Origin of the sequence: Mesorhizobium sp. C120A, assembly GCF_030323105.1 — a bacterium.
Classification (GTDB): Bacteria; Pseudomonadota; Alphaproteobacteria; order Rhizobiales; family Rhizobiaceae; genus Mesorhizobium.
The window spans coordinates 2,731,390-2,753,038 of sequence record NZ_CP100476.1; the positions used below are offsets into that span (position 1 = coordinate 2,731,390).

At 63.9% G+C, this 21,649-nt stretch carries 22 protein-coding genes; 11 read left to right on the plus strand and 11 right to left on the minus strand.

From position 1 onward, the window contains the following. Positions 1–18: 18 nt before the first annotated feature. From NL532_RS13245 to NL532_RS13255, 3 genes are all read right to left on the minus strand, one after another. Positions 19–987 carry a rhizopine catabolism ABC transporter substrate-binding protein gene (locus NL532_RS13245; protein ID WP_023687959.1) on the minus strand — a complete coding sequence of 323 codons (969 nt, stop codon included), beginning with the start codon at positions 985–987 and terminating at the stop codon, positions 19–21. A gap of 62 nt (positions 988–1,049) precedes the next feature. Further along, on the minus strand, positions 1,050–1,961 hold the full coding sequence (locus tag NL532_RS13250; RefSeq protein ID WP_023829209.1) for a polysaccharide deacetylase family protein: 912 nt from the start codon (positions 1,959–1,961) through the stop codon (positions 1,050–1,052). Further along, entirely contained in the window at positions 1,936–2,322 is a 387-nt protein-coding gene (locus NL532_RS13255) for a hypothetical protein (protein ID WP_031194894.1), read from the minus strand. The genes NL532_RS13250 and NL532_RS13255 overlap by 26 nt, the downstream gene beginning before the upstream one ends. Here NL532_RS13255 and NL532_RS13260 point away from each other — a divergent pair. Further along, the gene (locus NL532_RS13260) at positions 2,321–3,565 is read left to right on the plus strand and encodes a DegT/DnrJ/EryC1/StrS family aminotransferase (protein WP_023752957.1); all 1,245 of its coding nucleotides are present in this window, start codon (positions 2,321–2,323) and stop codon (positions 3,563–3,565) included. The two genes, NL532_RS13255 and NL532_RS13260, sit on opposite strands and share 2 nt — an antisense overlap. 21 nt (positions 3,566–3,586) lie before the next feature. On the opposite strand, the gene mocR is transcribed toward NL532_RS13260, so the two are convergent. From mocR to NL532_RS13280, 4 genes are all read right to left on the minus strand, one after another. Next, positions 3,587–5,053 carry a rhizopine catabolism transcriptional regulator MocR gene (gene mocR / locus NL532_RS13265; protein WP_023829210.1) on the minus strand — a complete coding sequence of 489 codons (1,467 nt, stop codon included), beginning with the start codon at positions 5,051–5,053 and terminating at the stop codon, positions 3,587–3,589. 1 nt (position 5,054) lies between these two features. Continuing rightward, entirely contained in the window at positions 5,055–5,261 is a 207-nt protein-coding gene (locus tag NL532_RS13270) for a LacI family DNA-binding transcriptional regulator (RefSeq protein WP_023705614.1), read from the minus strand. Between the two features lie 214 nt (positions 5,262–5,475). Next, the gene (iolE, locus tag NL532_RS13275) at positions 5,476–6,387 is read right to left on the minus strand and encodes a myo-inosose-2 dehydratase (RefSeq protein ID WP_023752959.1); all 912 of its coding nucleotides are present in this window, start codon (positions 6,385–6,387) and stop codon (positions 5,476–5,478) included. 214 nt (positions 6,388–6,601) lie between these two features. After that, a complete protein-coding gene (locus tag NL532_RS13280) occupies positions 6,602–6,889 on the minus strand; it encodes a DUF3175 domain-containing protein (protein ID WP_023826552.1) in 288 nt (95 codons plus the stop codon). A 229-nt stretch (positions 6,890–7,118) separates the two neighbouring features. Between NL532_RS13280 and NL532_RS13285 the strand changes: the two genes are divergently transcribed. From NL532_RS13285 to NL532_RS13315, 7 genes are all read left to right on the plus strand, one after another. Further along, a complete protein-coding gene (locus NL532_RS13285; RefSeq protein WP_050588124.1) occupies positions 7,119–8,291 on the plus strand; it encodes an MFS transporter in 1,173 nt (390 codons plus the stop codon). Positions 8,292–8,446: 155 nt separating this feature from the next. Further along, on the plus strand, positions 8,447–9,475 hold the full coding sequence (gntR, locus tag NL532_RS13290; protein WP_023826554.1) for an HTH-type transcriptional regulator GntR: 1,029 nt from the start codon (positions 8,447–8,449) through the stop codon (positions 9,473–9,475). A gap of 324 nt (positions 9,476–9,799) precedes the next feature. Then, the gene (locus tag NL532_RS13295; RefSeq protein WP_023682221.1) at positions 9,800–10,924 is read left to right on the plus strand and encodes a sugar ABC transporter substrate-binding protein; all 1,125 of its coding nucleotides are present in this window, start codon (positions 9,800–9,802) and stop codon (positions 10,922–10,924) included. 94 nt (positions 10,925–11,018) lie between these two features. Next, positions 11,019–12,584, plus strand: coding sequence for a sugar ABC transporter ATP-binding protein (locus NL532_RS13300; RefSeq protein WP_023826555.1), 1,566 nt, complete (start codon positions 11,019–11,021; stop codon positions 12,582–12,584). Continuing rightward, positions 12,581–13,561 carry an ABC transporter permease gene (locus NL532_RS13305; RefSeq protein ID WP_023826556.1) on the plus strand — a complete coding sequence of 327 codons (981 nt, stop codon included), beginning with the start codon at positions 12,581–12,583 and terminating at the stop codon, positions 13,559–13,561. Before NL532_RS13300 ends, NL532_RS13305 begins: the two co-directional genes overlap by 4 nt. Next, positions 13,558–14,544, plus strand: a complete 987-nt coding sequence (locus NL532_RS13310; protein WP_023673071.1) for an ABC transporter permease — start codon at positions 13,558–13,560, stop codon at positions 14,542–14,544. The genes NL532_RS13305 and NL532_RS13310 overlap by 4 nt, the downstream gene beginning before the upstream one ends. Positions 14,545–14,546: 2 nt before the next feature. Continuing rightward, entirely contained in the window at positions 14,547–15,101 is a 555-nt protein-coding gene (locus NL532_RS13315) for a gluconokinase (protein WP_023826557.1), read from the plus strand. On the opposite strand, the gene NL532_RS13320 is transcribed toward NL532_RS13315, so the two are convergent. Continuing rightward, complete coding sequence (locus tag NL532_RS13320) at positions 15,096–16,238, minus strand: lysophospholipid acyltransferase family protein (RefSeq protein WP_023826558.1); 1,143 nt, start codon at positions 16,236–16,238, stop codon at positions 15,096–15,098. The two genes, NL532_RS13315 and NL532_RS13320, sit on opposite strands and share 6 nt — an antisense overlap. Before the next feature lie 113 nt (positions 16,239–16,351). Here NL532_RS13320 and NL532_RS13325 point away from each other — a divergent pair, with 113 nt between their 5' ends. Further along, a complete protein-coding gene (locus NL532_RS13325; RefSeq protein ID WP_031203186.1) occupies positions 16,352–17,893 on the plus strand; it encodes an acyl--CoA ligase in 1,542 nt (513 codons plus the stop codon). 65 nt (positions 17,894–17,958) lie between these two features. Here NL532_RS13325 and NL532_RS13330 read toward each other — a convergent pair whose 3' ends face one another. Both NL532_RS13330 and NL532_RS13335 read right to left on the minus strand, forming a co-directional pair. Continuing rightward, complete coding sequence (locus NL532_RS13330) at positions 17,959–18,408, minus strand: RrF2 family transcriptional regulator (protein ID WP_023673075.1); 450 nt, start codon at positions 18,406–18,408, stop codon at positions 17,959–17,961. A 259-nt stretch (positions 18,409–18,667) separates the two neighbouring features. Then, positions 18,668–19,654 carry a sulfate ABC transporter substrate-binding protein gene (locus NL532_RS13335; RefSeq protein WP_023829213.1) on the minus strand — a complete coding sequence of 329 codons (987 nt, stop codon included), beginning with the start codon at positions 19,652–19,654 and terminating at the stop codon, positions 18,668–18,670. Positions 19,655–19,894: 240 nt separating this feature from the next. Between NL532_RS13335 and NL532_RS13340 the strand changes: the two genes are divergently transcribed. Then, the gene (locus NL532_RS13340; protein WP_081730991.1) at positions 19,895–20,167 is read left to right on the plus strand and encodes an antitoxin; all 273 of its coding nucleotides are present in this window, start codon (positions 19,895–19,897) and stop codon (positions 20,165–20,167) included. After that, positions 20,167–20,565: a type II toxin-antitoxin system VapC family toxin gene (locus NL532_RS13345; protein ID WP_023829215.1), complete on the plus strand. Its 399-nt coding sequence runs from the start codon at positions 20,167–20,169 to the stop codon at positions 20,563–20,565. Before NL532_RS13340 ends, NL532_RS13345 begins: the two co-directional genes overlap by 1 nt. Before the next feature lie 14 nt (positions 20,566–20,579). Here the strand turns inward: NL532_RS13345 and NL532_RS13350 are convergent, their stop codons facing one another. Continuing rightward, complete coding sequence (locus NL532_RS13350; protein ID WP_023829216.1) at positions 20,580–21,629, minus strand: sulfate/molybdate ABC transporter ATP-binding protein; 1,050 nt, start codon at positions 21,627–21,629, stop codon at positions 20,580–20,582. Between the last annotated feature and the right edge of the window lie 20 nt (positions 21,630–21,649).

The following is a 21,649-nucleotide window of genomic DNA, read 5'->3' on the forward strand; positions in this document are numbered from 1 at the left end:
ATCCGTTTTGGTCTTGCCTTAGCGGATGCCGTCCTTGGCGAGCGCCAGGATCGCCTTGGCCTTATCGGGCGAGTCGATGAACAGCGGACCGGTGTAGGCGTTGTTCTGCGGCCAGAAGCCATGTGTGGCATGCTCGACCAGATAGATCACCGGCAGGTATCCCATCAGATATTGCTGGGCGTCCATGCCGAAGCCCATTTCGCCGGCGACGACGGAATCCAGGACTTCGGGGCTGATGTCGAAGGTGTAGAGCTTGATCTTGCCGAACAATTCCTTCTGCCGGAAGAACGGGATCAGCGGATTGGCGGCAGTGGCGCCGAGCGCGAAGACGGCCTGGGTGTCGGGATGCGCCGACAGATAGGCCTCGGTGCGGCGCTGGATGTCGGCCGGATCGGGCGACACGGTAAGCACTTCGGTGCCGCCGCCTGACGGCTTCAGCCCATCATTCAACCCCTGGCAGCGCTGGTCGAGGCTGACATTGCCGACCTCGTGGTTGATGCAGACGACTTTGAGCGTGCCTTCCTTGGCCAGCCGCTCGCCGGCCTTCTTGCCGGAATCATATTCGGAGACTGTGCCGACGTAGAGAGAGGTGCCGAGTTCGGCGCCTTCCTTCTCGCCGGAATCCAGGACGACCATCGGAATATTGGCGGCAAGGCCGGCCTTGACCGATTTACCAAGCGCATTGGCGTCGGCAATGGAGACGGCGATGCCGTCTGGATTGGTGGCGATGGCCGCGTCGAGCAGGCGGGCCTGCTCGACCACGTCGAACACTTGCGGCGCATAATATTCGACCTTGGCGCCGGTCAGCGCCGCCGCATCGTCGACGCCGCGCTTGACCACCGACCAGTAGGGATCGGAGGCCGAGCCATGCACCACGAAGGTGATGCGGACATCCTTGGGATCCTTCAGGCCGGCCGCTTGCACGACGCCCGCCAGCATACTCATCGAGACAAGCGCGCCGAGCGCCAGTTTCAGAACAGTCTTCATGTCATTCTCCCATTGTCGTTGCAGTTCCAATTCCCTCTTTGCGCCTCGGCCGACGGATCGGCTTACGGCGCTGACCGGGTGGCCGCTTTGCGGGCCTTTGCCAGTGTCGATGCCCCGAGCCGTGCACGAAGCTCCTCGCGCAGCGGCTTCATGCCGATGATGTCGATGTCCTGCGCGCCGAGCCAGTCGCGGAAAGCCTGGTCGCGGAAGAGTTCGTATTCCTCGGTGCGGATATAGGCGGAGCGCGGCTCGATGAGTTCCAACTCGCCCGGCGCGTTGAAGTGCAGGCAAAAGAAGGTCAGGCCTTCGCGCACCCCTTCGACCAATGCCCTGTAGGCGGGCCCTATCGGCTTGGAGCGTGGACGGCCCCAGGTCGTCTGAATGGCGGCGTCGAAGATGACAAAGCCCTTGGCCCGGGCTTCAGTGACGCCGCGCTGGAACGCCGCTTCGGTGACGCCAACCAGATTGTCGTTGGGCGAATAGGCCGACAGCGTTTTGGTCAACAGCACCGGCAAGCGATATTCCAGGCCGAGCTTGATGTAGACGTCGCAAAACTCGGGCGACAGCGCTGCCCCCATATGGGCGTCAAGATGAGTGACGTCGATGCCGGCGCGGTAGGCGGTGTCGATCTGGGCGCGAAGCTCGGTTTCCACCGCTTGCGGTGCTGCCTTGCGGCGGGTGGTCGCGACATCGGGCCAGAAATAGCCGAACTCGTCCGTCAGGCCGGCCGCGCGCGACGGCGACGTCAGCGGCCGCCATTTGTAGTGCTGCTTTTCGCTGTTCAGCGTCAGGTGGACGCCGAGATCGAGCCGGGGATCGGCGGCTGCCGCTTCGGCCATCTCAGGGAACCATGGGCACGGCACCATCACGGCGCCGGAGCTGCAGGCGCCCAGTGCGGTCAGTTCGAGGAAGGCGCTGTTGGCGCCATGGCACATGCCGACATCGTCTTCATGCAGGACGAGCTGTCGCGTCATGGACGGCCACCGTCTTGCCGGCCACCATCTTGCCGGCCACCATCTTGCCGGCACCCCGGTTTCGAGGGTCTTCCAAAGTGTGTCCCGTGCTGCATGGAACCGACCGTTTGCCCAACTGGACGCGATGGAACGCCCAATGCGGGCTTTCCGACAGGGCCACTTCAGCGAATTCGGATGGGTACGATTTTTCCGCGGGCCTGCATTCTGGAATGTCGATTTCATTCGATATGCCCACAGTCGGCGCTAAACGCCGCTCCGACGTGAGCAGGATGGCTTGGTCCGATCGCAGCGGAGTGGTTCTTTCAAACAGCGGCCGCAGGCGTACTGCTTTCATACCATCAGCGATGTGGAGACTTGCCATGTACACTGCCGGCGAAGAAGAGATCGAAGCCATTGCCAGGGTGATCCGCTCGGGTGCGCTGTTTCGCTATGGCGAGAACAGCGAGTGCAACCGCTTCGAGGCCCGCTATGCCAGGCATCTCGGCGTCGAGCATTTTGCGCTGGCCGCCAGCGGCACCTATGGGCTCGCCGCCGGCCTGATCGGCCTCGGCATCGGCCCGGGCGATGAGGTGCTGGTGCCGGCGCACACCTATATGGCGACCGCCACAGCAGTGCTGTCGGTCGGCGCCATTCCGGTCATTGTCGATATCGACGAGAGCCTGACCATCGACCCGGCCGCTCTGCGCGACGCCGTCGGCCCGGGCACCAAGGCGGTCATCCCGGTACATATGTGGGGTGCGGCCTGCAACATGAACGCCATCATGGACATCGCTAAAAAACGCGGTCTGCTCGTGCTGGAAGATGTCTGCCAGGGCATTGGCGGCGGCTATGAGGGCAAGAAGCTCGGCTCCATCGGCCATGCCGGCGCCTACTCCTTCAACTACTTCAAGAACATCACGTCGGGCGAGGGCGGCGGCATCGCCACCAGCGATCCGAAAGTGGCCGAGCGCGCGCGCTGCGCCATCGACCCCTGCCACTTCTACTGGCAGGGCCGCAGCGACAGCATCAAGCCGTTCGCCGGCATCGGCGCGCGCGCCTCGGAATTGATGGGTGCAATGCTCAATGTCCAGCTCGACCGTCTCGACGGCATCATCGAGGCGATGCGGGCGGAGAAGAAGAAGGTGCTGGCCGGCACGCGCCATCTCGGCAATCTCGGTCTGACGCCGTCGCCGATGAACAGCCCCGACGACGATTGCGCGGCGCAGGTGATGTATCTGCTGCCCAGCGAACAGGCGGCGCAGACTTTTTCGAAGACCATTCCGAGCGTCATTGCCGGCAAGACCGGCCGCCACAATTTCACTCAGTGGGACCAGGTGCTGATGCATGAGGGCGCGCATCATCCGGCGCTCAATCCGTACACGCTGCCGGAAAACAAGGGCCTGCGGCTGACCTATGCCGACGATCTCGGCAAGGGTTCTCTCGACATCCTCAACCGCACGGTGATGATCGCGACGAATCCGGCGCATGGCGACGCCGACATCGACGACATGGTCCATAACATCGATGCGGCGGCCCGTGTGGCGCTGGAGAATGCCTCGCTGGACGATGTCGAGGTGCGCAAGGCAGCGCCCGTCGATCTGCAGAAATTCGATAGTGTGAATTGAAGCGCTCAGCGCTGGATCGGCCTATTGCCGGTCCAGCCGCATGAAGGCAGCGCGCAACGCCAGCACCGCGCGCAGGATCTGGCGTTCGTCCATCGCGGCATAGCCGAGCAGCAGGCCGTGTTCCGGCTCGCTCGAATGGTAGTTGATCGAGATGCCCTGCACGTCGAGGCCCTCCTTGACGGCGGCGGCGACGACGTCGCTGTCCTTGTAGGGTCGGATAAAACTGGCCAGCAGCTGCATGCCGGAATCGTTCTCGGTCACAGTCAGCCATTCGGCCAGATGCTCCTGGCACAGCTTGACGAAATTGGCTTGCCGGCGCGCATAAAGGCGGCGCATGCGTTTCAGATGCGTGGCGAAATAGCCTTGCGTGATGAAGTCGTTGACCGTCGCCTGCAGGATCAGCGGCGCGAACTGGCCGGTGATCGAGACGGCGCGGTCGAAGGGGACCGACAGTTCGCGCGGCACGATGAGATAGCCGATGCGGAGCGCCGGGATCAGCGTCTTGCCGAAGGAGCCGATATAGACGACCCGGTCGGCGTGATCGAGGCCGCGCAGCGCCGGTACCGGCCGGCCACGGTACCGGTACTCGCCGTCATAATCATCCTCGACGATCCAGGCGCCGTGGCGCTCGGCAATGTCGAGCAGTTGCAGCCGCTCCTCGATGCGCATGATGGTGCCGAACGGCCACTGGCAGGATGGCGTCACATAGATCAGCCGCGGCGGCGGCAGCTCTGGGTCTGCGAGATGCCAACCGTGGCGATCGACCTTCAAGGGCGCGAGCTGCGCGCCGCTGGCGAGAAAGGCGCTCTTGGCGCCGAGATAGCCGGGCTCCTCCATCCAGACATGGTCGCCTTCGTCCATCAGCACGCGCGAAGCGAGGTCGAGTGCTGCCTGCGCGCCGGTGACGATGATGACCTGGTCGGCGGTGCAGTTGATGCCGCGCGACAGGCTGATGGTCGACGCAATGGCCTGGCGCAGACCGGGATGGCCGGCAAAGGAGATATAGCCGAGCAAGTTCTCGTCGCGGCTGCGTGCGTTGCGCACCAGAAGGCTCGACCAGATGGTGAAGGGGAAGGACGCGGTTTCCGGCACGCCGGGATGGAAGTTGATGACACCGGCATTGCGCGGCGGCTGCGGGCCGTTGACGATGGTCTGACCGCGCCGCGAGAGCTTTTGCGGAGCGGCAAGCCCGGCGCGCAGCGCGGCCGGCGGGCGTTTCTGCTGGATCGGCGCCACCCAGGTGCCGGACCCGGCGCGCGCCTCTATAAACCCTTCGGCGAGCAGCTGGTCGTAGGCGGCGATCACCGTGTTTCGGCCGACCTTGAGATCCTCGGCCAGCGAGCGTGTCGATGGTAGCAGCGTGTTCTGCTGGATCTGGCCGTCGAGGATGAAGCGCCGCAGGGCGCCATAGATCTGTCGGTGCATCGGTTCGTCCGAGCCGCGGTCGACCGACATGATGTCGAGGGAAAGGCGCATGTGGTCGGCCAAGCTAGTCTCCGACGAGCCTGGCTGCGCGCGCGATCTTTTCTTCGTTAAGCAGGCAAACGGTCTCGAGCACCAGCCGTCTGGTTGCGGGACGGACCTCACGGCTGTTCTTCAGCGCGCGATGAACGGTTGCCGCGCCGAGTTCCGCCTTCTCGGCGATCTCACGGATGGTGCAAAGCCGTTCCATGCCGAGTGCCGCCTCGAATGCCATGTCGCTCCTCCATCCGCATCAAGGCATGCCTCGTCGCCAGCCTCAAGCTTGAAACGCCGGGCCGGCAACTCGGGGGCAAAAATTTCGATGCCAAGAACTGTGCGATCCGCGCCGCCAAGGGAGGGCGGCGGCGCGGATCGCCGGGCGCTTTCGCGTCGCTACCCCTACCGAGGCGCGCGCCCAACCGGCCCAACCACCAGCCCCCCGGCGGTGGTTAGGCCAAGTCTCGTATCGCGACGTCGAACCCGGCCGCGCAGGCCGATTTGAGAAGCGAAGCGTAACCTTTCGTGGCATAGGTCAAGGGGTGTGCCTTGGCCGGATCCTGCTCGGCCTCGACGACGATCCAGCCTTCGAAGCCGCGCTTGGCCAGCGGCTTCAACAGCGACAGGAAATCGACGGAACCGTCGCCGGGCACAGTGAAGATTCCTTCCATCACTGCCGCCATGAAACTCATGTCCTCGCGCCGTGCCTTCTCCAGCACGGCCGCGCGGACGTCCTTGCAATGGAAATGCACGATGCGGTCGAGATGCCGGTTCAGGAGGGAGGCCGGGTCGCCGCCTGAGAACAGACAATGGCCGGTATCGAACAGCAGGCCGACGCTCTTGCCGGTTGCGGCTATCAGCCTGTCGACCTCGTCATCGCTCTCGACGATGGTGCCCATATGGTGATGGAAAGCCATGCCGACGCCGAAGGCAGCCATGCGGTCGGCGAGTTCGGTCAGCTTCTCGCCATAGGCGGTCCATTCGCCGTCAGCGAGGCGCGGACGCTGTGAGATCGGCGCGAAAATGCCGTCATGACGGCCGCGCGAGGTGTCGGCATAGACGACGACCTTGGCGCCGAGGTCGCGCAGCAGGGTCAGATGCGAGGTGAGGGCGGCGAATTCCTCGTCGACCGTGCGGTCCAGAATGCGGCCGTCATACCAGCCGGAGACGAGCTCCAGTCCGTAAGAAGACAGGATCGGTCCAAGCTCGTCGCTTCGCCTGGGGAATTTGCCGCCGAGTTCGGTGCCGCGATAGCCGGCCTGCCTGGTTTCCGACAGGCATGTCGCGAGCGGCGTATCGCCGCCGAGTGCGGGAACATCATCATTGCTCCAGGTGATGGGATTGATGCCGATCTTGACCGTCATGCCGCTACTTCAAAGGGCTCGGGGAAACACAAAGCCGAGGCCGGCAAATTGAGGGGAAAGAGGACCTGTCACTAGGTCCAGTTGAGGTGAATTTGGCAGAGCCAATCGGGAGCGCTAAAGCGCGTCCCGTTTGAACGGACTAAGTCGACGCGCTTAGGTCTTTGTTTATGCATGTCGTTGTCTCAAAACCGGCGCCACTTTTGAGCGACATGCATTAATCCTGCTGCGGCCGTCCGAAGGCCGCGCGCAGTTCGTCCTTGGCGTCCTCGAGCACTTTCCGGCGCGCCTGCGGCAGGTTCTTGCCGGCGCGGTTGATGTAGAAATTCAGCATCGACATGGCCGACTCAAACGGCTGGGCCTTGCGGCGGTCGCTGTGCTCGGCCGAGCGCTTGAGCGAGGCCGCGATCTTCCTGGCGTCGTCGGCTTCGAAGATGTGGTCCTCAAGGTCCATCGCATCGCTGTGCTCGGTCACCTCGGCCGACCATTTTTTCTTCGCGGTCATGACAAACTCCTTCCTGTCGCAAAAACTCGGGCAGGCCGCCGCGGTTCCCGAGAAATCGCCGGGCCGCTGGAGCCACGGATCATGGCCCTGTGGCGCTGCCCGTCGCGGTGAATGCGCCGATAGTGGCGACACAACGGTCGACTTCCCAGGACCGTAGACAGGAAACGCCTTGACCCCGATCGTCGCCAATCAGGCGGATAGCCCCGGCATCGACAGCAGCTACGCCTGGATGCGGCTTGCCATCTCCATGCTGCTGGCGACGATCGGTGCGGTCGGCATGTGGGCCGTCGTCGTCGTGCTGCCGGCCGTGCAGGCCGAGTTCGGCGTTGACCGCGCCGCGGCATCGATGCCCTACACCGCAACCATGGTCGGCTTCGCCGCCGGCAATGTGCTGGTTGGCCGCGCGGTCGATCGCATGGGGTATTGGATCCCGGCACTGCTATCCTCGGTGGCTCTCGCCGCCGGCCTGCTGCTCGCCGCGTTGTCGACCTCTATCCTGCAATTCACCCTTGCCCAGGGCGTGCTGATTGGTGTCGGCACATCGGTGATCTTCGGGCCGCTGATCGCCGACATCTCGCACTGGTTCAACCGTCGGCGCGGCGTCGCCGTCACGGCGGCGGCTGCTGGCAACTATCTCGCCGGAGCGCTCTGGCCAACCATCATGCCGACACTGATCAAGGCGGAAGGCTGGCGCTTCACCTATGCCGGCATCGGTGTCTTCTGCCTGGTCACCATGGTGCCACTGGTGCTGTTGTTGCGGCGCGCTGCTCCGACGGCGGCTGCCGCCGGTTCGCCCGGAAGCCGGCCAGTGCAGTCGATTTCGCTGTCGCCGGCGGCGTTGCAGGTGCTGCTGATCGTTGCCGGTCTCGGCTGCTGCGTGGCGATGTCGATGCCGCAGGTGCACATCGTCGCCTATTGCATGGATCTTGGCTACGGCATTGCGCATGGCGCCGACATGCTGTCGATCATGATGGCGGCGGGCGTCGTCAGCCGGCTTGCCTCCGGCTTTGTCGCCGACCGCATCGGCGGCGTGAAAACCCTGCTTATCGGTTCCGTGCTGCAATGCCTGTCGCTTTTGTTTTACATCCCGTTCGACGGGCTTGCCTCGCTCTATGTCGTGTCGCTGGTGTTCGGCCTGTCGCAAGGCGGCATCGTGCCTTGCTATGCCATCATCGTGCGCGAATACCTGCCCGCCAGGGAGGCCGGCCAGCGTATCGGCATCGTCATGATGGCGACCATCTTCGGCATGGCGATCGGTGGCTGGATGTCGGGCTGGATCTACGACCTGACCGGCTCCTACGCCGCCGCGTTCCTCAACGGGATCGCGTGGAACTTGCTGAACATAGTGGCCATCGGGCTGCTGCTGTGGAAAGCAAAACGCAGTGCTGCCCTGATGGCTTAGGAAGGCAGGATTGCCCTGTTGCTTGACAAGGGCGATTGGCTGCGCGACGCCAGCAGGCGAGTGGGTGCGGCAGCAGCCGGCATGGTGGCAGTGGAAAAGCTGAACATGGTTTCGCAAGGGCGCAGCGGCCGGGGCCCGGCACGTGGAGGATGTCCATGACCAAGCCGCGCTCGCGTCGCGGCGGCGGCCGCCCGACCCTATCAGATGTTGCGCGCAAGGCCGGCGTCGGCGCCATCACCGTGTCGCGGGCGCTGCGCGAACCGGAACGCGTCAGCCAGGATCTGCGGCGCCAGATCCAGGCCGCCGTCGACGAACTCGGCTATATCCCGGATCCCAATGCACGGGCGCTGGCCTCGGCGCGCGCCGATGTGTTCGGCGTGCTGGTGCCGTCGCTGACCAACAACGTCTTCGCCGAAGTGGTGCGCGGCATCTATGACTGCCTGTCGGACGGCCCGTTCCGCGTCCAGCTCGGCAACACCCATTATTCCGGCCTCGAGGAGGAGCGCCTGCTGCAGGTGTTCGCACCGCAGCGCCCGGCGGCGCTGATCGTGGCCGGCATCGACCAGACGCCGACCTCGCGAAAGCTGCTGGAGAGCGCGGGCTGCCCGGTGGTGCAGGTGATGGAGACTGGGCCCGATCCGGTCGACATGCTGGTCGGCTTCTCGCATTTCGACGGCGGCCGCACGGCGACCGAGCATCTGATCGAGGCGGGCTACCGGCGGATCGGCTTCATCGGCGCACGCATGGACCCGCGGTCGCAGCGGCGGCTTGCCGGCTATCGCGCGGCAATGGAGAAGGCCGGCCTGTTCGACCCCCGGCTGGTCACCACCACGCCGCTACTGTCCAGCGTGACGCTCGGCCGCGAGCTGCTTCGCGATGCGCTGGCCAAGATGCCGGCGCTCGACGGCGTCTTCTGCAACAATGACGACATCGCGCTCGGCGTTTTGTTCGAATGCCATAGCGCCGCGCTCAACGTGCCGAAAACAATCGGCATTGTCGGCTTCAACGACCTCGAAATGATGCAGGCGGCGTTCCCGCCGCTCACCAGTATCCGCACCCCTCGCTATGAAATCGGCCGTCGGTCTGTTGCCATGGCGCTGGCGGCGATCGCAGGACGAAGGCCTGAGCAGCGGGTCGTCGATCTCGGTTTCGAACTCAAGCCCCGCGAGAGCACCGCACGCTGAACACGCTTGGCGGCCTCAGCAAATGGTGCTTTACACAACGTCATGGTAGCGCTACCATTTTCGTCGGGCAGACGTTTTGATGAGAGGCCGTGCCTGTTTATTATACATAAGCAACAGCTCATGCTTGTTTATTATGTATAATATGCTAGTTTCGTTTCTCGCCTGTGAAGCGGCGAGGGGGAGGGGATCGGGCCGGCTTCGGGCCCTTGAGACGTGGCGCCGGCCAGGCTGGAGGGCCTTCGGCAGGCGTGGAAAACACACCACGACAAACAGCATCAAATAAACAAGCAGCAGCAAATAAAACTACAACTGGGAGGAATATCGATGATCAAGTCACTTGTTGGTGGCATCGTTGCCGCCACTGCATTCGTCATGCTGAGTTCGTCGGCCATGGCCGACCCGGAAGTCGTCAAGGGACCGTCGGCTGAGCCGGATTGCTTTGCGCCCTGGGCGGCCGATACGCAGTTCTTCAAGTTCCCCAAGAAAGACGGCCCATACCGCATCGCGCTCGCCAATGGCTATATCGCCAACACCTGGCGCATCCAGATGGTGCAGACCGCCAAGGCCTATGCGGCCCAGCCGGAGGTCGCCGCGAAACTGAAGGAATTCAAGGTCGTCTCGACCGGCGAGGACGTGCCGGCCCAGATTTCGGCGATCAACAACTTCATCGATTCCGGCTATGACGCGATCGTCGTCAACGCCCAGAACCCGACCGCTTTCGGGCCGGTCATCAAGCGCGCCAAGGAAGCTGGCGTCATCCTCGTCGCCTTCGACAATATTCTCGACACCAAGGACGCCATCAACGTCAATGTCGACCAGAAGGGCCTTGGCGAATTGTGGGGCAAATGGCTGGTCGGCCATGTGCCGAATGGCGGCAAGGTGCTCGAAGTGCGCGGCGTTGCCGGAACTTCCGTCGACACCGACCGTCACAACGGCATCCATGAAGCGCTCGATGCCTCCGGCAAGAAATGGGACGTCACCGAGGTGGTCGGCAAATGGGACGACGGCGTGGCACAGAAGGCCACGGCCGACGCCATTGCCACCAACGGTCCGTTCGACGGAATCACCGGGCAAGGCGGCGACACCGGCATCGTGCAGGCGATGATCGATGCCAAGCATGCTTTCGTGCCGTTCGGCGGGGAGACCGAGAACGGTTTCCGCAAGTTCTGCGCGGCACATGCCGGCGACGGGCTGAAATGCTCATCGGCCGGCACCGGTCCGGCGCAGGTCGCGGTCGCCATCAAGACGGCGATTGCCGCGCTCGAAGGCAACGTCGTTCCGCAAGCAGTGAAACTGCCACTGGCGATCGTCGAGGATCCGAACTTCAAGGCCGGTCAGGATTTCTTCCCCGACCAGTCCGACAATTTCTTCGTCGGCAATTCCTTCCCGACCTGCGGCATCAATTTCACCGCGCAGGAAATTATGGGCCAGACCAAAGCTGACCAATAGGGGCTGACCAATAGGCGGCATATCCGGCGCCGCGGGATCTCCGCGGCGCCGGCCACTCGATATCCCTTGAAGTCAAACTGCCTCGGGAGGGCCGATGGACGGTGCGGTTCCGCTCTTCCGGATGGAAGGCATATCCAAGCGCTATGGTGGTGTGCGGGCGCTGGAAAAGGCCGAGCTTTCGGTCTCGTCCGGTAGCATCCACGCCATTCTCGGCGAAAACGGCGCCGGCAAATCGACGCTGATCAAGGTCATGGCGGGCGTCGTCGCGCCCGACGAAGGCCGCATGATGCTGAACGGCAGCGAGGTGACGTTCGCTTCGCCTGCTGCTGCAAACAAGTCCGGCATCGTCTGCATCTTCCAGGAGCTGTCGCTGGTTCCCGAACTCAGCGTTGCCGACAACATCGTCATCTCCGATCCGCCGAAGCGTTTCGGCATGATCGACCGCAAGGCGCAGCGCCGCATTGCCGAGGATGCGCTGGCACGCGCAGGTGCGGCCGACATCCATCCATTGGCGCTGGTCAAGGATCTTCCGCTTTCAAGAAGACAGATGGTCGAGATCGCCAAGGCATTGGCCAGGAAGCCGCGCATCCTGATCCTCGACGAGGCGACCTCGGCCCTGACCGCGACGGACGTCGCCAGGATATTCAGCGTGCTCAAGCGATTGCGCTCGGAAGGGCTGGCGCTGCTTTACATTTCGCACCGCATGAACGAGATCGCCGAGCTTGCCGACCACTGCACGGTGTTTCGCAACGGCCGCAATGTCGCCAGCTACAAGGCAGGCACAAAGAGCGACAACGAAGTCGTCGAACTGATGATCGGGCGCGAATACAGCCATATTTTTCCGCCGAAACCCGCGCGCACCGCAGCCGCCGCCGTTCCCGTGCTGGAGGCGCGCAAGCTGTCCTGGACGGACCGGCTGGACAATGTCTCGCTGACGGTCGGGGCAGGCGAGGTCGTCGGCCTTGGCGGCCTGGACGGCCAGGGCCAGCGCGAATTGCTGCTTGCCTTTTTCGGTGTGCTGCGCGGCCTCGGCGGCCAGATCCTTATCGACGGCAAGCCTGTTTCGATCGCCAGCCCCCAAGCGGCGCGCGACGGCCGCATCGGCATGGCGCTGATCCCGGAGGACCGCAAGACCGAAGGCCTGATGCTGCCGATGACGGTGCGCGAGAACCTCTCCTTTGCCGCCCTAGACCGGCTGTCCAAGGCCGGCATCATCGACCGCGCCGCCGAACAGCGGCTGATCGACGACATGGTCGGGCTGCTGGCGATCAAGACGGCCGGCCTCGACATTCCGGTCGGTGCGCTGTCGGGGGGCAACCAGCAGAAGGTGGTCATCGCCAAATGGCTGATGCGCCAGCCGCGTATCATCCTGCTCAACGATCCGACGCGCGGCATCGACGTCGGCACCAAGCAGGAACTCTATCAACTGATGCGCAAGCTGGCGGATGCGGGGGCGGCGATCCTGTTCTATTCGACCGACTATGACGAACTGATCGGCTGCTGCGACCGCGTGCTGGTGCTCTATGACGGCGCGGTCAAGCGCGAGCTGGTCGGGGCCGAGATCACCGAGCGGGCGCTCATTGCAAGCGCGCTCAACATCCATGGCGATGACGCCGGCGCGAGAGACGATACCGGCGCAAGACAGGGAGCGGACGCGTGAAAGAGTGGCGCTACTGGCTGGCCGAGCAGCGCGGAACACTGATGGCACTCGGCATATTCATTGTCATGTTCGTCATCTACACCTCGAACCATCCGGCGGGCTTCACCGCCAATGTCGTGCAGACGGCGTCCAACAAGGGCGTGCTGCTCGCCTTCGTCGCCATGGCGCAGACACTGGTCGTGATCACCGCCGGCATCGACCTCTCCATCGGCATGATCTTCACGCTGACCAATTGCCTCGCCTCCTGGCTGGTCATAGGCACCGGCCTCGAGACCGCTTTCGGCGTCATCGCCGTGCTCGGCACCGGGCTCCTGTGCGGAGCGATCAACGGCGCCATCGTCATCTACGGCCGCCTGCAGCCGATCGTCGCCACGATCGCCACGGGTGCGGTCTATTTCGGCATCGCGCTGCTGCTGAGGCCGTTTCCCGGCGGTTCGGTCAACGAAGGTCTCGCCGACGCGCTGACCGGGCGCCTGTTCGGCGTAGTGCCGGCCAGTCTTATCGCGCTGCTCGCCGTCGTGCTAATCGTCTGGGTGCCGTTCAGCCGCTCGGTGCTCGGGCGCGCGGCTTATGCGGCCGGCTCGTCGGAGACGGCGGCCTACATGTCCGGCGTGCCGATAAGGCGCGGCAAGTTCGCTGCCTACGCGCTCGCAGGCCTGTTGGCCGCGATCGGCGGACTGTTCCTGACCTTCTTCACCTATACGGGCGATGCAGCCTATGCCAGCGGCAACGCCTATACGCTGTTTTCAATCGCCGCGGTGGTGCTGGGCGGCGTCTCGCTGTTCGGCGGCAAAGGCAGCGCCATCGGCGCCATCTTCGGCGCGCTGGCCTTCCGCACCATCGGCGACCTGTTGTTCGTGTTCGATTTCGACCCGCTATGGCAGCCACTGTTCCAGGGCGTTATCCTGCTGGTTGCGGTCAGCCTCGGCGCCTTCGCACTGTTTCGGGTCCGCAACCGGCTGGAGTGGTTCCTGTGAGCGAAACGACGTTGGGCGGCATCGCCGGCCGCATGCCGAAATTCATCCGCCGCGCCGATCCGGCGGTGCTGACGGCCTTCGCCTGCATCGTGCTGTTGCTGTTCCTAGGCAGCCTCTATTCCAGGAGCTTTCTGTCGCCTGAATATCTCTTGCAGCAGCTCAAGGTGGCCTCGTTCCTCGGCGTCATCGCCACAGGCATGATGCTGGTCATCCTGCTAGGCCAGATCGACCTATCGGTGCCGTGGGCGGTGGCGGCGGGCGCGATGATGGCGTGTGCGGCCGCGGCCTATGGCCCGATCGGTGTGGCGCTGGCCATCCCGTTCGGCATCTTTTGCGGGGTGCTGATCGGGATCGTCAACGGCTTTGGCGTCGCCTATCTGCGCATACCCTCGATGATCATCACGCTCGCCACCAACGCTGTCGCGCAAGGGCTCATGGTCGTTTATACCGGCGGCTACTCGCCACAGGATTCGGCCACCGGCGCCATGCGCTATCTTGCGACAGGTTTTACCATTCCTGGCGTGCCTAACGCCGTCATCATCTGGGCGCTGATTGGTGCCGCGATGGTGTTCGTGCTGTCCCGCACCAGCTTCGGCCGCACCGTCTACGGCATCGGCAACCGCGAGCGTGCCGCCTATCTCTCCGGCATCGATACAAGGCGCGTGGTGATGATCGCCTTCGCTATCTCAGGCGGGCTGTCCGCCTTTGGCGGGGTGCTTCTCGCCGGCTATGCCTCCAAGGCGGCGCAATCGATGGGCGATGCCTATCTCCTGCCGTCGATCGCCGCCGTGGTTCTGGGCGGCACCTCCATCCTGGGTGGCCGCGGCTCCTATCTCGGCACCGTCGCCGGTGTCATTCTGATCACCCTCCTGCAGTCCATACTCTCGGTCATGCAGATGCCGGAGGCGGGGCGGCAGATCGTCTATGGTCTGGTCATCGTCGCCATGCTCCTGCTCTACGGCCGCGCGCCGGCAAGCCGCTGACCGTGGACGAAAAGACGGCACAGGCGCCAATGGACGCTACCGGCTCAGTGCCTCGGGCCATTGTGGTGATGGGCGTCGCTGGCTGCGGAAAATCGGCTGTCGGCAAGGCATTGGCAGCAGAGGAAGGGGCCGTCTTTGTCGAGGGCGACAGGCTGCATCCGCCAGAGAACGTCGCGCGCATGGCGAGCGGCGAGCCGCTCACCGATCAACTGCGTGAGGGCTGGCTCGATGCCATCGGCGAGCGGATCGCCGACCTGACCGGCAGCGGCCAAAGCGTGGTTGCCGCCTGCTCGGCGCTGAAGCGCAGCTACCGCGATCGTCTGCGTGGCTTCCGCCGGGATATCGATTTCATCTATCTGAAGATCGATCCCGCAACCGCCAAGCAGCGTGTCGCCAACCGCAAGGGGCATTTCATGCCGGCAAGCCTGGTCGAGAGCCAGTTCGCCATCCTTGAGCCGCCTGGCGCCGACGAGCAGGCGCTGACGACAGACGCCACACTTCCAGTGGCTGAGATCGTCACCGCCGTTGCCAGCCTGCTGGCCGGCGCAAAATCATGAATCGTCAGGCAAGGCACTTTCCGGCCGTTCGGTGAACCGGTCATGGCCGGACCAGACCATCATTTGCTCGGGATAGAGTTTCAGCGCCTCCAGCAAGCGGTCGCGCTTGAGCAATATGTACTCGGCCTGCAGCGCCATGTTCTTGGCGCCGCCGGCGCTGGTCGAGGGCTCGCCGGCCTCTGCCGGAGCCGGCACCAGTTCGGGACTTAGGACGGCGCGGTATTGGCGGAACGGATCGGTCTCGAAGGTCGACATGGAAAACAGCGCGGCCTTGCCTCTGGCAGCGAAATTCGTCGGCGCCGAAGCCAGGTGGGTCCAGCCGCTCTCGCCAAGGCCGACTTCGGTGAATGTCGAGCCGGCATGCACCGTGTTGGTCACCAACACCACGCCGTTGCTGCCAAGGATCTTCTGGATCCGGCCGGTGACCTGGTAGGCGTCGCTGCGGTCGAACACGATCCGGCTTTTCAGGAAACGGTTCTCGACCCGAACCATCGGCGGGTTCAGGAAGCGCAAGCCGAAGGTCGAATCGGATATGCCGTGAGCCCTGACGCTGAGCTGGTGTGTCTCGATGCCGGCTTCATGGAGAGCGCGTTTGCCGATGATGGTCTGGGCCGTGAACTGATCGCACCAGATGATAGCGCCGTGGCCGCGCTTCAGCGCCGCTTGCAGGCCTTCCAGGCCCTCCAGCCGGATATTAGGTGACCAGCGGCGGCCGATGAGATGCGCGGCAAGCAGCAGACGCCGGCGGTGGTTGGCGCAGAGCAAGGCCCTGAACTGCCTTTGCGCATCGATGCCGTTGCCGAGCACGGCGCGCGTCGCGGCGGCGTAGCGCACGAAATCCTTGCGGATATGGCGCTTGAGGCGCAGCCCAGATACGCGGCTGCAGACCGCGGCCCACCAATCGACCGGCAGCGATGCCGCGACGCCGATGTAGAAGGCGGCCAGCAGCAACTCGCGGAGATCCCTGTTGTTGAAGGTGCGCAACTTGCCGGCGCGAACCTGCTTGCGGCTGAAGAAGCGGACATGCTCGGCGCGTTCGGGCACCAGGATGTCGGCGATGATTTCCGTATGATAAATGACGGCGGAAGATGGTGTCCGGTCGGCTTTCCGGGATTTTCCCAACCACGGCAGCCTCATCCGATCGGTGTCCACCTGTTCTTGCGTGCGTCCGGAAATCGCTTTACTGCGTCTGCCACGGGCGCGCAATCGGCGCCGGCAAGGCCATGGTGAACGCCATTCAGGGTTCGAACTTGAAACAGGCCCTATCGGTAGCACTTCCCCAACTGGCGCCCTGGCGGCCGGCTGCGGTGGCGCTGATGGCGCCGGACCGGCCGTCCCTGAGCTTTGCCGGCCTCGCCAATCTTGTCGACAAGCTCTGCGGCGATCTCGCCAGGCGTGGCCTTACCCGCGGCACGGCCGTCGGCATCGTCTTGCCCAACGGCCCGGAAATGGCGGCCTGTTTCCTGGCGGTCTCGGCGTTGGCGACGGCGGCGCCGCTCAATCCGGCTTACGGCGAAGACGAATTCCGCTTCTATCTCGGCGATCTCGATGTGAAGCTGCTGCTGTGCGGACAAGGCATGGGCGATGCCGCGCGCAACGCCGCAAAGGGGCACGGCATTGCGGTGCTCGACGTCGTCGTGACTGACGGCGCCAAGGCCGGCGAGTTTCTGCTGGCGGGCGACGCCGAGGTGGAGGCTGCCAGCGAGGCTCGCCTCGACGATATGCAGTTCAACGGACCCGACGATTTCGCGCTTGTCCTGCACACATCGGGAACCACGGCGCGACCGAAGATCGTCGGCTTGCGGCAGCGCAATCTGCAGGCATCGATGGCCAACATCGCCAGCACCCTGGCGCTGTCGGCAAACGATATGTGTCTCAACGTGATGCCGCTGTTCCACATTCACGGGCTGATGGCGGCGCTCAGCGCACAGCTGGCAGTCGGCGGCGCTGTTGTCTGCACGCCGGGCTTCAACCCGCTCAAATTCTACGGCTGGCTGGGCGATTTCCGGCCGAGCTGGTACAGCGCGGTGCCGACCATGCATCAGGCGATCCTGGCGCGCGCCGCCCGCAATGGCGAAACCATCGCGGCTGCGCGGCTGCGCTTCATCCGCTCGTCTTCGGCAGCGCTTCCCGACACCGTGTTCCGCGACCTCGAGCGCGTCTTCGGCTGTCCGGTGGTCGAGGCCTATGGGATGACCGAGGCGGCGCACCAGATGACATCCAACGGCCTGCCGCCGGCACGCCGCAAGCCAGGCTCGGTCGGCCTGCCTGCGGGTCCGCAGGTGACGATCCTGGACGACAAGGGGACGATCCTGCCGGCGGGTGAAAAGGGCGAGATCGCGGTGCGCGGCGCCAACATCCATGATGGCTATCTCGACAATCCGGTGGCCAATGAAGCTGCCTTCAGCGATGGCTGGTTCCGCACCGGCGACCAGGGCCTCATCGACGAGGATGGCGATCTGAAGATCACCGGGCGGCTGAAGGAGATCATCAATCGCGGCGGCGAAAAGATCTCGCCGCTCGAGGTCGACAATGTGCTGCTCGATCATCCGCTGGTGGCGCAGGCGGTGACCTTCGCCGTGCCGCACGCCATGCTCGGCGAAGAGGTGGGTGCGGCCATCGTGCTGGCCGAGGGCGCCACCGCCGATGCCGAGCAGATACGCGATTTCGCGCGCAGCCGGATCGTCGAGTTCAAGGTGCCGCGCCACATCCTGTTTCTCCAGGAGATACCCAAGGGTCCCACCGGCAAAATCCAGCGCGTCGGCCTGGCCGGCAAGCTCGGCCTGGTCTGAGGACTCTCATTTCAGCATGATCTTGTCCGAAAACCGGTTCGCACTTTTCGGGACCATGCTCTAATTTAGATCTGCGATGTCAGCTCGACCGGAAAATCATCATTGTCGGCGTCGCGCATGGCGGCGAGGCTGCGATTGTCCAGCACTTCGGCGATCGCCTGGCGCACTTCCAGCATCATGTGCCGGACTTGGCAGGTCGCCTCGTCGCAATCCTCGCAGCGCTGGTATTGCGTGCGGCTGGCGCAGGGTATGGGAGCGAGCGGGCCGTCCAGCACGCGCACGACGTGGCCGATCTTGATTTCGGAAGCCGGCCGGGCGAGGCGATAACCGCCTTCCTTGCCCTTGCGGCTGAGGACGAAGCCGGCATTGCGCAGCTCGCCCAGAATGGCATCCAGAAATTTCTTCGGGATGTTGTTGGCGATCGCGATGTCGTTGACGAATGCAAGCTGGCCGACCGGCAGGCCGGAAAGATGCACGAGGGCCTTGAGGCCGTATTTGCCTTTTTTGGTAAGCATGCCCGCTTCAGTTCATGAAAACCCCAACCACCCGCATCTGGCGGTTGTTTGTGTGCAAATCATGACGTTTCGCCTGAACAACCCGGTTTCGCGTAGAACAAGCCGCCCGGTTGAGACGTTAGGCACAAAGGCGTTGATTCTTTGTAACGTTTTTCGCCGATCGCGACAGATTCCGCATGAAAGCCGTTTGTCGGCGCGCGAACGTAAAAGCCGGCAAAGCGCCGGCTTTCTTGTGAGGTGAGGTCGAACGCTGCTGATATCAGCGGCTGCCATAGGTCTGGTCGAGCAGACCGCCGGCGGCGAAGTGCTCCTTCTGTACCTTGTCCCAGCCGCCAAAGACGTCTTCCACCGTCAGCAGGCGGACATCGGGGAAGTCGGCCTTGTATTTTGCCGCGACTTCAGCGTTGCGGGCGCGCAGGCCATTTTCAGCCGCGATGGTCTGGCCCTCGGGCGTGTAGAGGAAGTCGAGATAGGTCTTGGCGAGGTCACGGCTGCCGTGCTCGTCGGCGACCTTGTCGACGATCGCCACCGGGAATTCGGCGAGCAGGCTGACCGTTGGCGTGACCTGTTCGAACTTGTCGTTGCCATACTCCTTGCGGATGCCGCGCGTTTCCGACTCGAAGGTGATCAGCACGTCGCCGATCTCGCGCTGCACGAAGGTGGTGGTGGCGGCGCGCCCGCCGGTGTCGAAGATCGGCACGTTGTTGAACAGCTTGGTGACGAACTCCTTCACCTTGGCGTCGTCGCCCTTGAAGGCTTCCTTGGCGTAGGCGGTTGCGGCCAGATAGGTGTAGCGCGCATTGCCCGAGGTCTTGGGGTTGGGGAAGATCACCTGCACGTCGTCGCGCACGAGGTCGTTCCAGTCCTTGATGTGCTTGGGGTTGCCCGCGCGGACGAGAAAGGATGGGAGCGAATAGAAGGGCGAGGCGTTGTCGGGGAAATCCTTCTGCCAGTCGGCGGCGACGAGGCCTTTCTTGACCAGAAAGTCGATGTCGGTGACCTGGTTGAAGGTGACGACATCGGCGCCGAGGCCTTCGGCAATGGCGCGCGCCTGCGCCGAGGTGCCGGCATGCGACTGGTCGACGGTGACGCCCGGATGGCCGGCGACGAAAGCCTTGTTCACCTGGGCGAACAATTCGCGGCCGACATCATAGGAAGCGTTGAGCAATTTGTCGGCCGACCAGGCCTGCGAAGAGGCGAGGACCAGGCCGGCGACGGTGGCGACGCTGAGCAAAAAACGCTTCATGAAAACAGGCTCCGATGTGCAATGCGTTGCCAGAACATAGCCGGGCCGGAGGGTGTACTGCGAGGCACACGGGGCAGACGTATGGCGTTGCAGCGAAAAAGAAATCGCTGAAGCAGGTTATCGGCGAAAATTCATTCCAGCCGAAATGCCGGTGCGTTGGGGTTTTCTGTGGTTTGCAATTCGAAGCCGAGTGGCATATACAAATGGCATATACAAGTGGAACAGACAGGGGAGGCTGCCATGCCGCAGCACCGTCACTCAATACCACCGCCCAGGGAGGCGAAGCTCTTCCGCAACAACCGCAGCCAGGCGGTGCGCATTCCCGTCGAGTTCGAGCTTCCCGGCGAAAAAGTCCTCATCAGCCGCGACGGCGATCGCCTGGTTATCGAGCCAGTCCGTAAACCAGGCCTCACCGCCTTGCTCACCCAATGGGCGAAAGAGCCGCCGCTTGGTCCTGAAGACGACTTTCCCGAGATCCATGATGCGCCCGTGGGGCCTGAGGATATCTTTTGATGCGGTTCATGCTGGACACCAACATTCTCAGCGACATGATCCGAAACCCTGCCGGCAAGGCTGCCAGTACGGCGGTTCGCGCGGGAGACGGTGCCCTGTGCACCAGCATCGTTGTCGCCTCGGAGCTGCGTTATGGCTGCGCCCGCAAGGGATCGGCCAAGCTGCTCGCCAAGGTCGAGCAATTGCTCGCCGAGTTACCTGTGCTGCCGCTCGACGTGCCGATGGATAACGAATACGGAGCACTTCGTGCCGAGCTGGAGGCCAGAGGCCAGCCAATCGGCCACAATGACCTTTTCATTGCTGCCCACGTCTGCGCGCTGGGGACGACGCTGGTTACGGCCAACACCGGTGAGTTCAGCCGGATCAAGGGCCTGAAGGTCGAGAACTGGCTGGAGTAGCGCCGGATCGATGTCTATGCCGCCGGGAAAAGCTTCCAGCGCCTTGGCCTGAACGCCACCCGGCTCTTCTGCGCCGCAGGATGGTCCACAGGCAGTTCGATCTCGACGCGCTGGCGCTCGCCGCCGATTTCCAGTTCGACGCGTCTTGTGCCGGCGACGCGGCGGCTGGCGGCGACCGTGCCGGCGATGCAGCCGCTGCAGCCGCTGCAGCCGTCGAGCAGTTCGATATCGTGCGGGCGGAAATACAGCGTCGCATCGCCCTCGGGTGCGTGCGGCGCCGACACGCCGATCGGACGGTCGGCGAGCCAGATCTCGCCATTCTCAACCTTGACCGGCAGCATGCTCGATTCGCCGATGAAGGAGTAGACGAAGGGCGAGTTCGGCGTGTCGTAGATCTCGTCGGCGGAGCCGACCTGCTCGATGCGGCCCTGGCTCATCACCACGACGCGGTCGGCAAGCTCGAGCGCCTCTTCCTGGTCGTGGGTGACGAAGACGGTGGTGTGGCCGGTACGGTCATGGATCTCGCGCAGCCAGCGGCGGAGTTCCCGGCGCACCTGCGCATCGAGCGCGCCGAACGGCTCGTCGAGCAACAGCACCTTGGGCTCGATGGCCATGGCCCGGGCGAGCGCCACGCGCTGGCGCTGGCCACCGGAAAGTTGCGCCGGATAGCGCTTTTCCAGGCCGGAAAGCTGAACGAGATCGAGCAGTTCGGTGGCGCGTCGGCGGATTTCGGCCGCCGGTGGTCGCGACGGTCCATGCCGGACCTTGAGGCCGAAGCCTATATTGTCGGCGACCGTCATGTGCCGGAAAAGCGCATAGTGCTGGAAGACGAAGCCGACATTGCGCTCCTGGATCGAGCGGTGCGAGGCGTCCTCGTCGCCGAAGAAGATCTTTCCGCGCGTCGGCCGCTCCAGGCCGGCGATAAGCCGGAGCAGCGTCGTCTTGCCGGAGCCGGATGGCCCAAGCAGCGCGATCAGCTCACCCGACTTGATGTCAAGCGATACGTCATGGAGGGCCGGAAACCGGTCAAACTCCTTGCGTACGTTGGCAACGCGAACTTCCATGTAGATCCCTCAGTAATTTG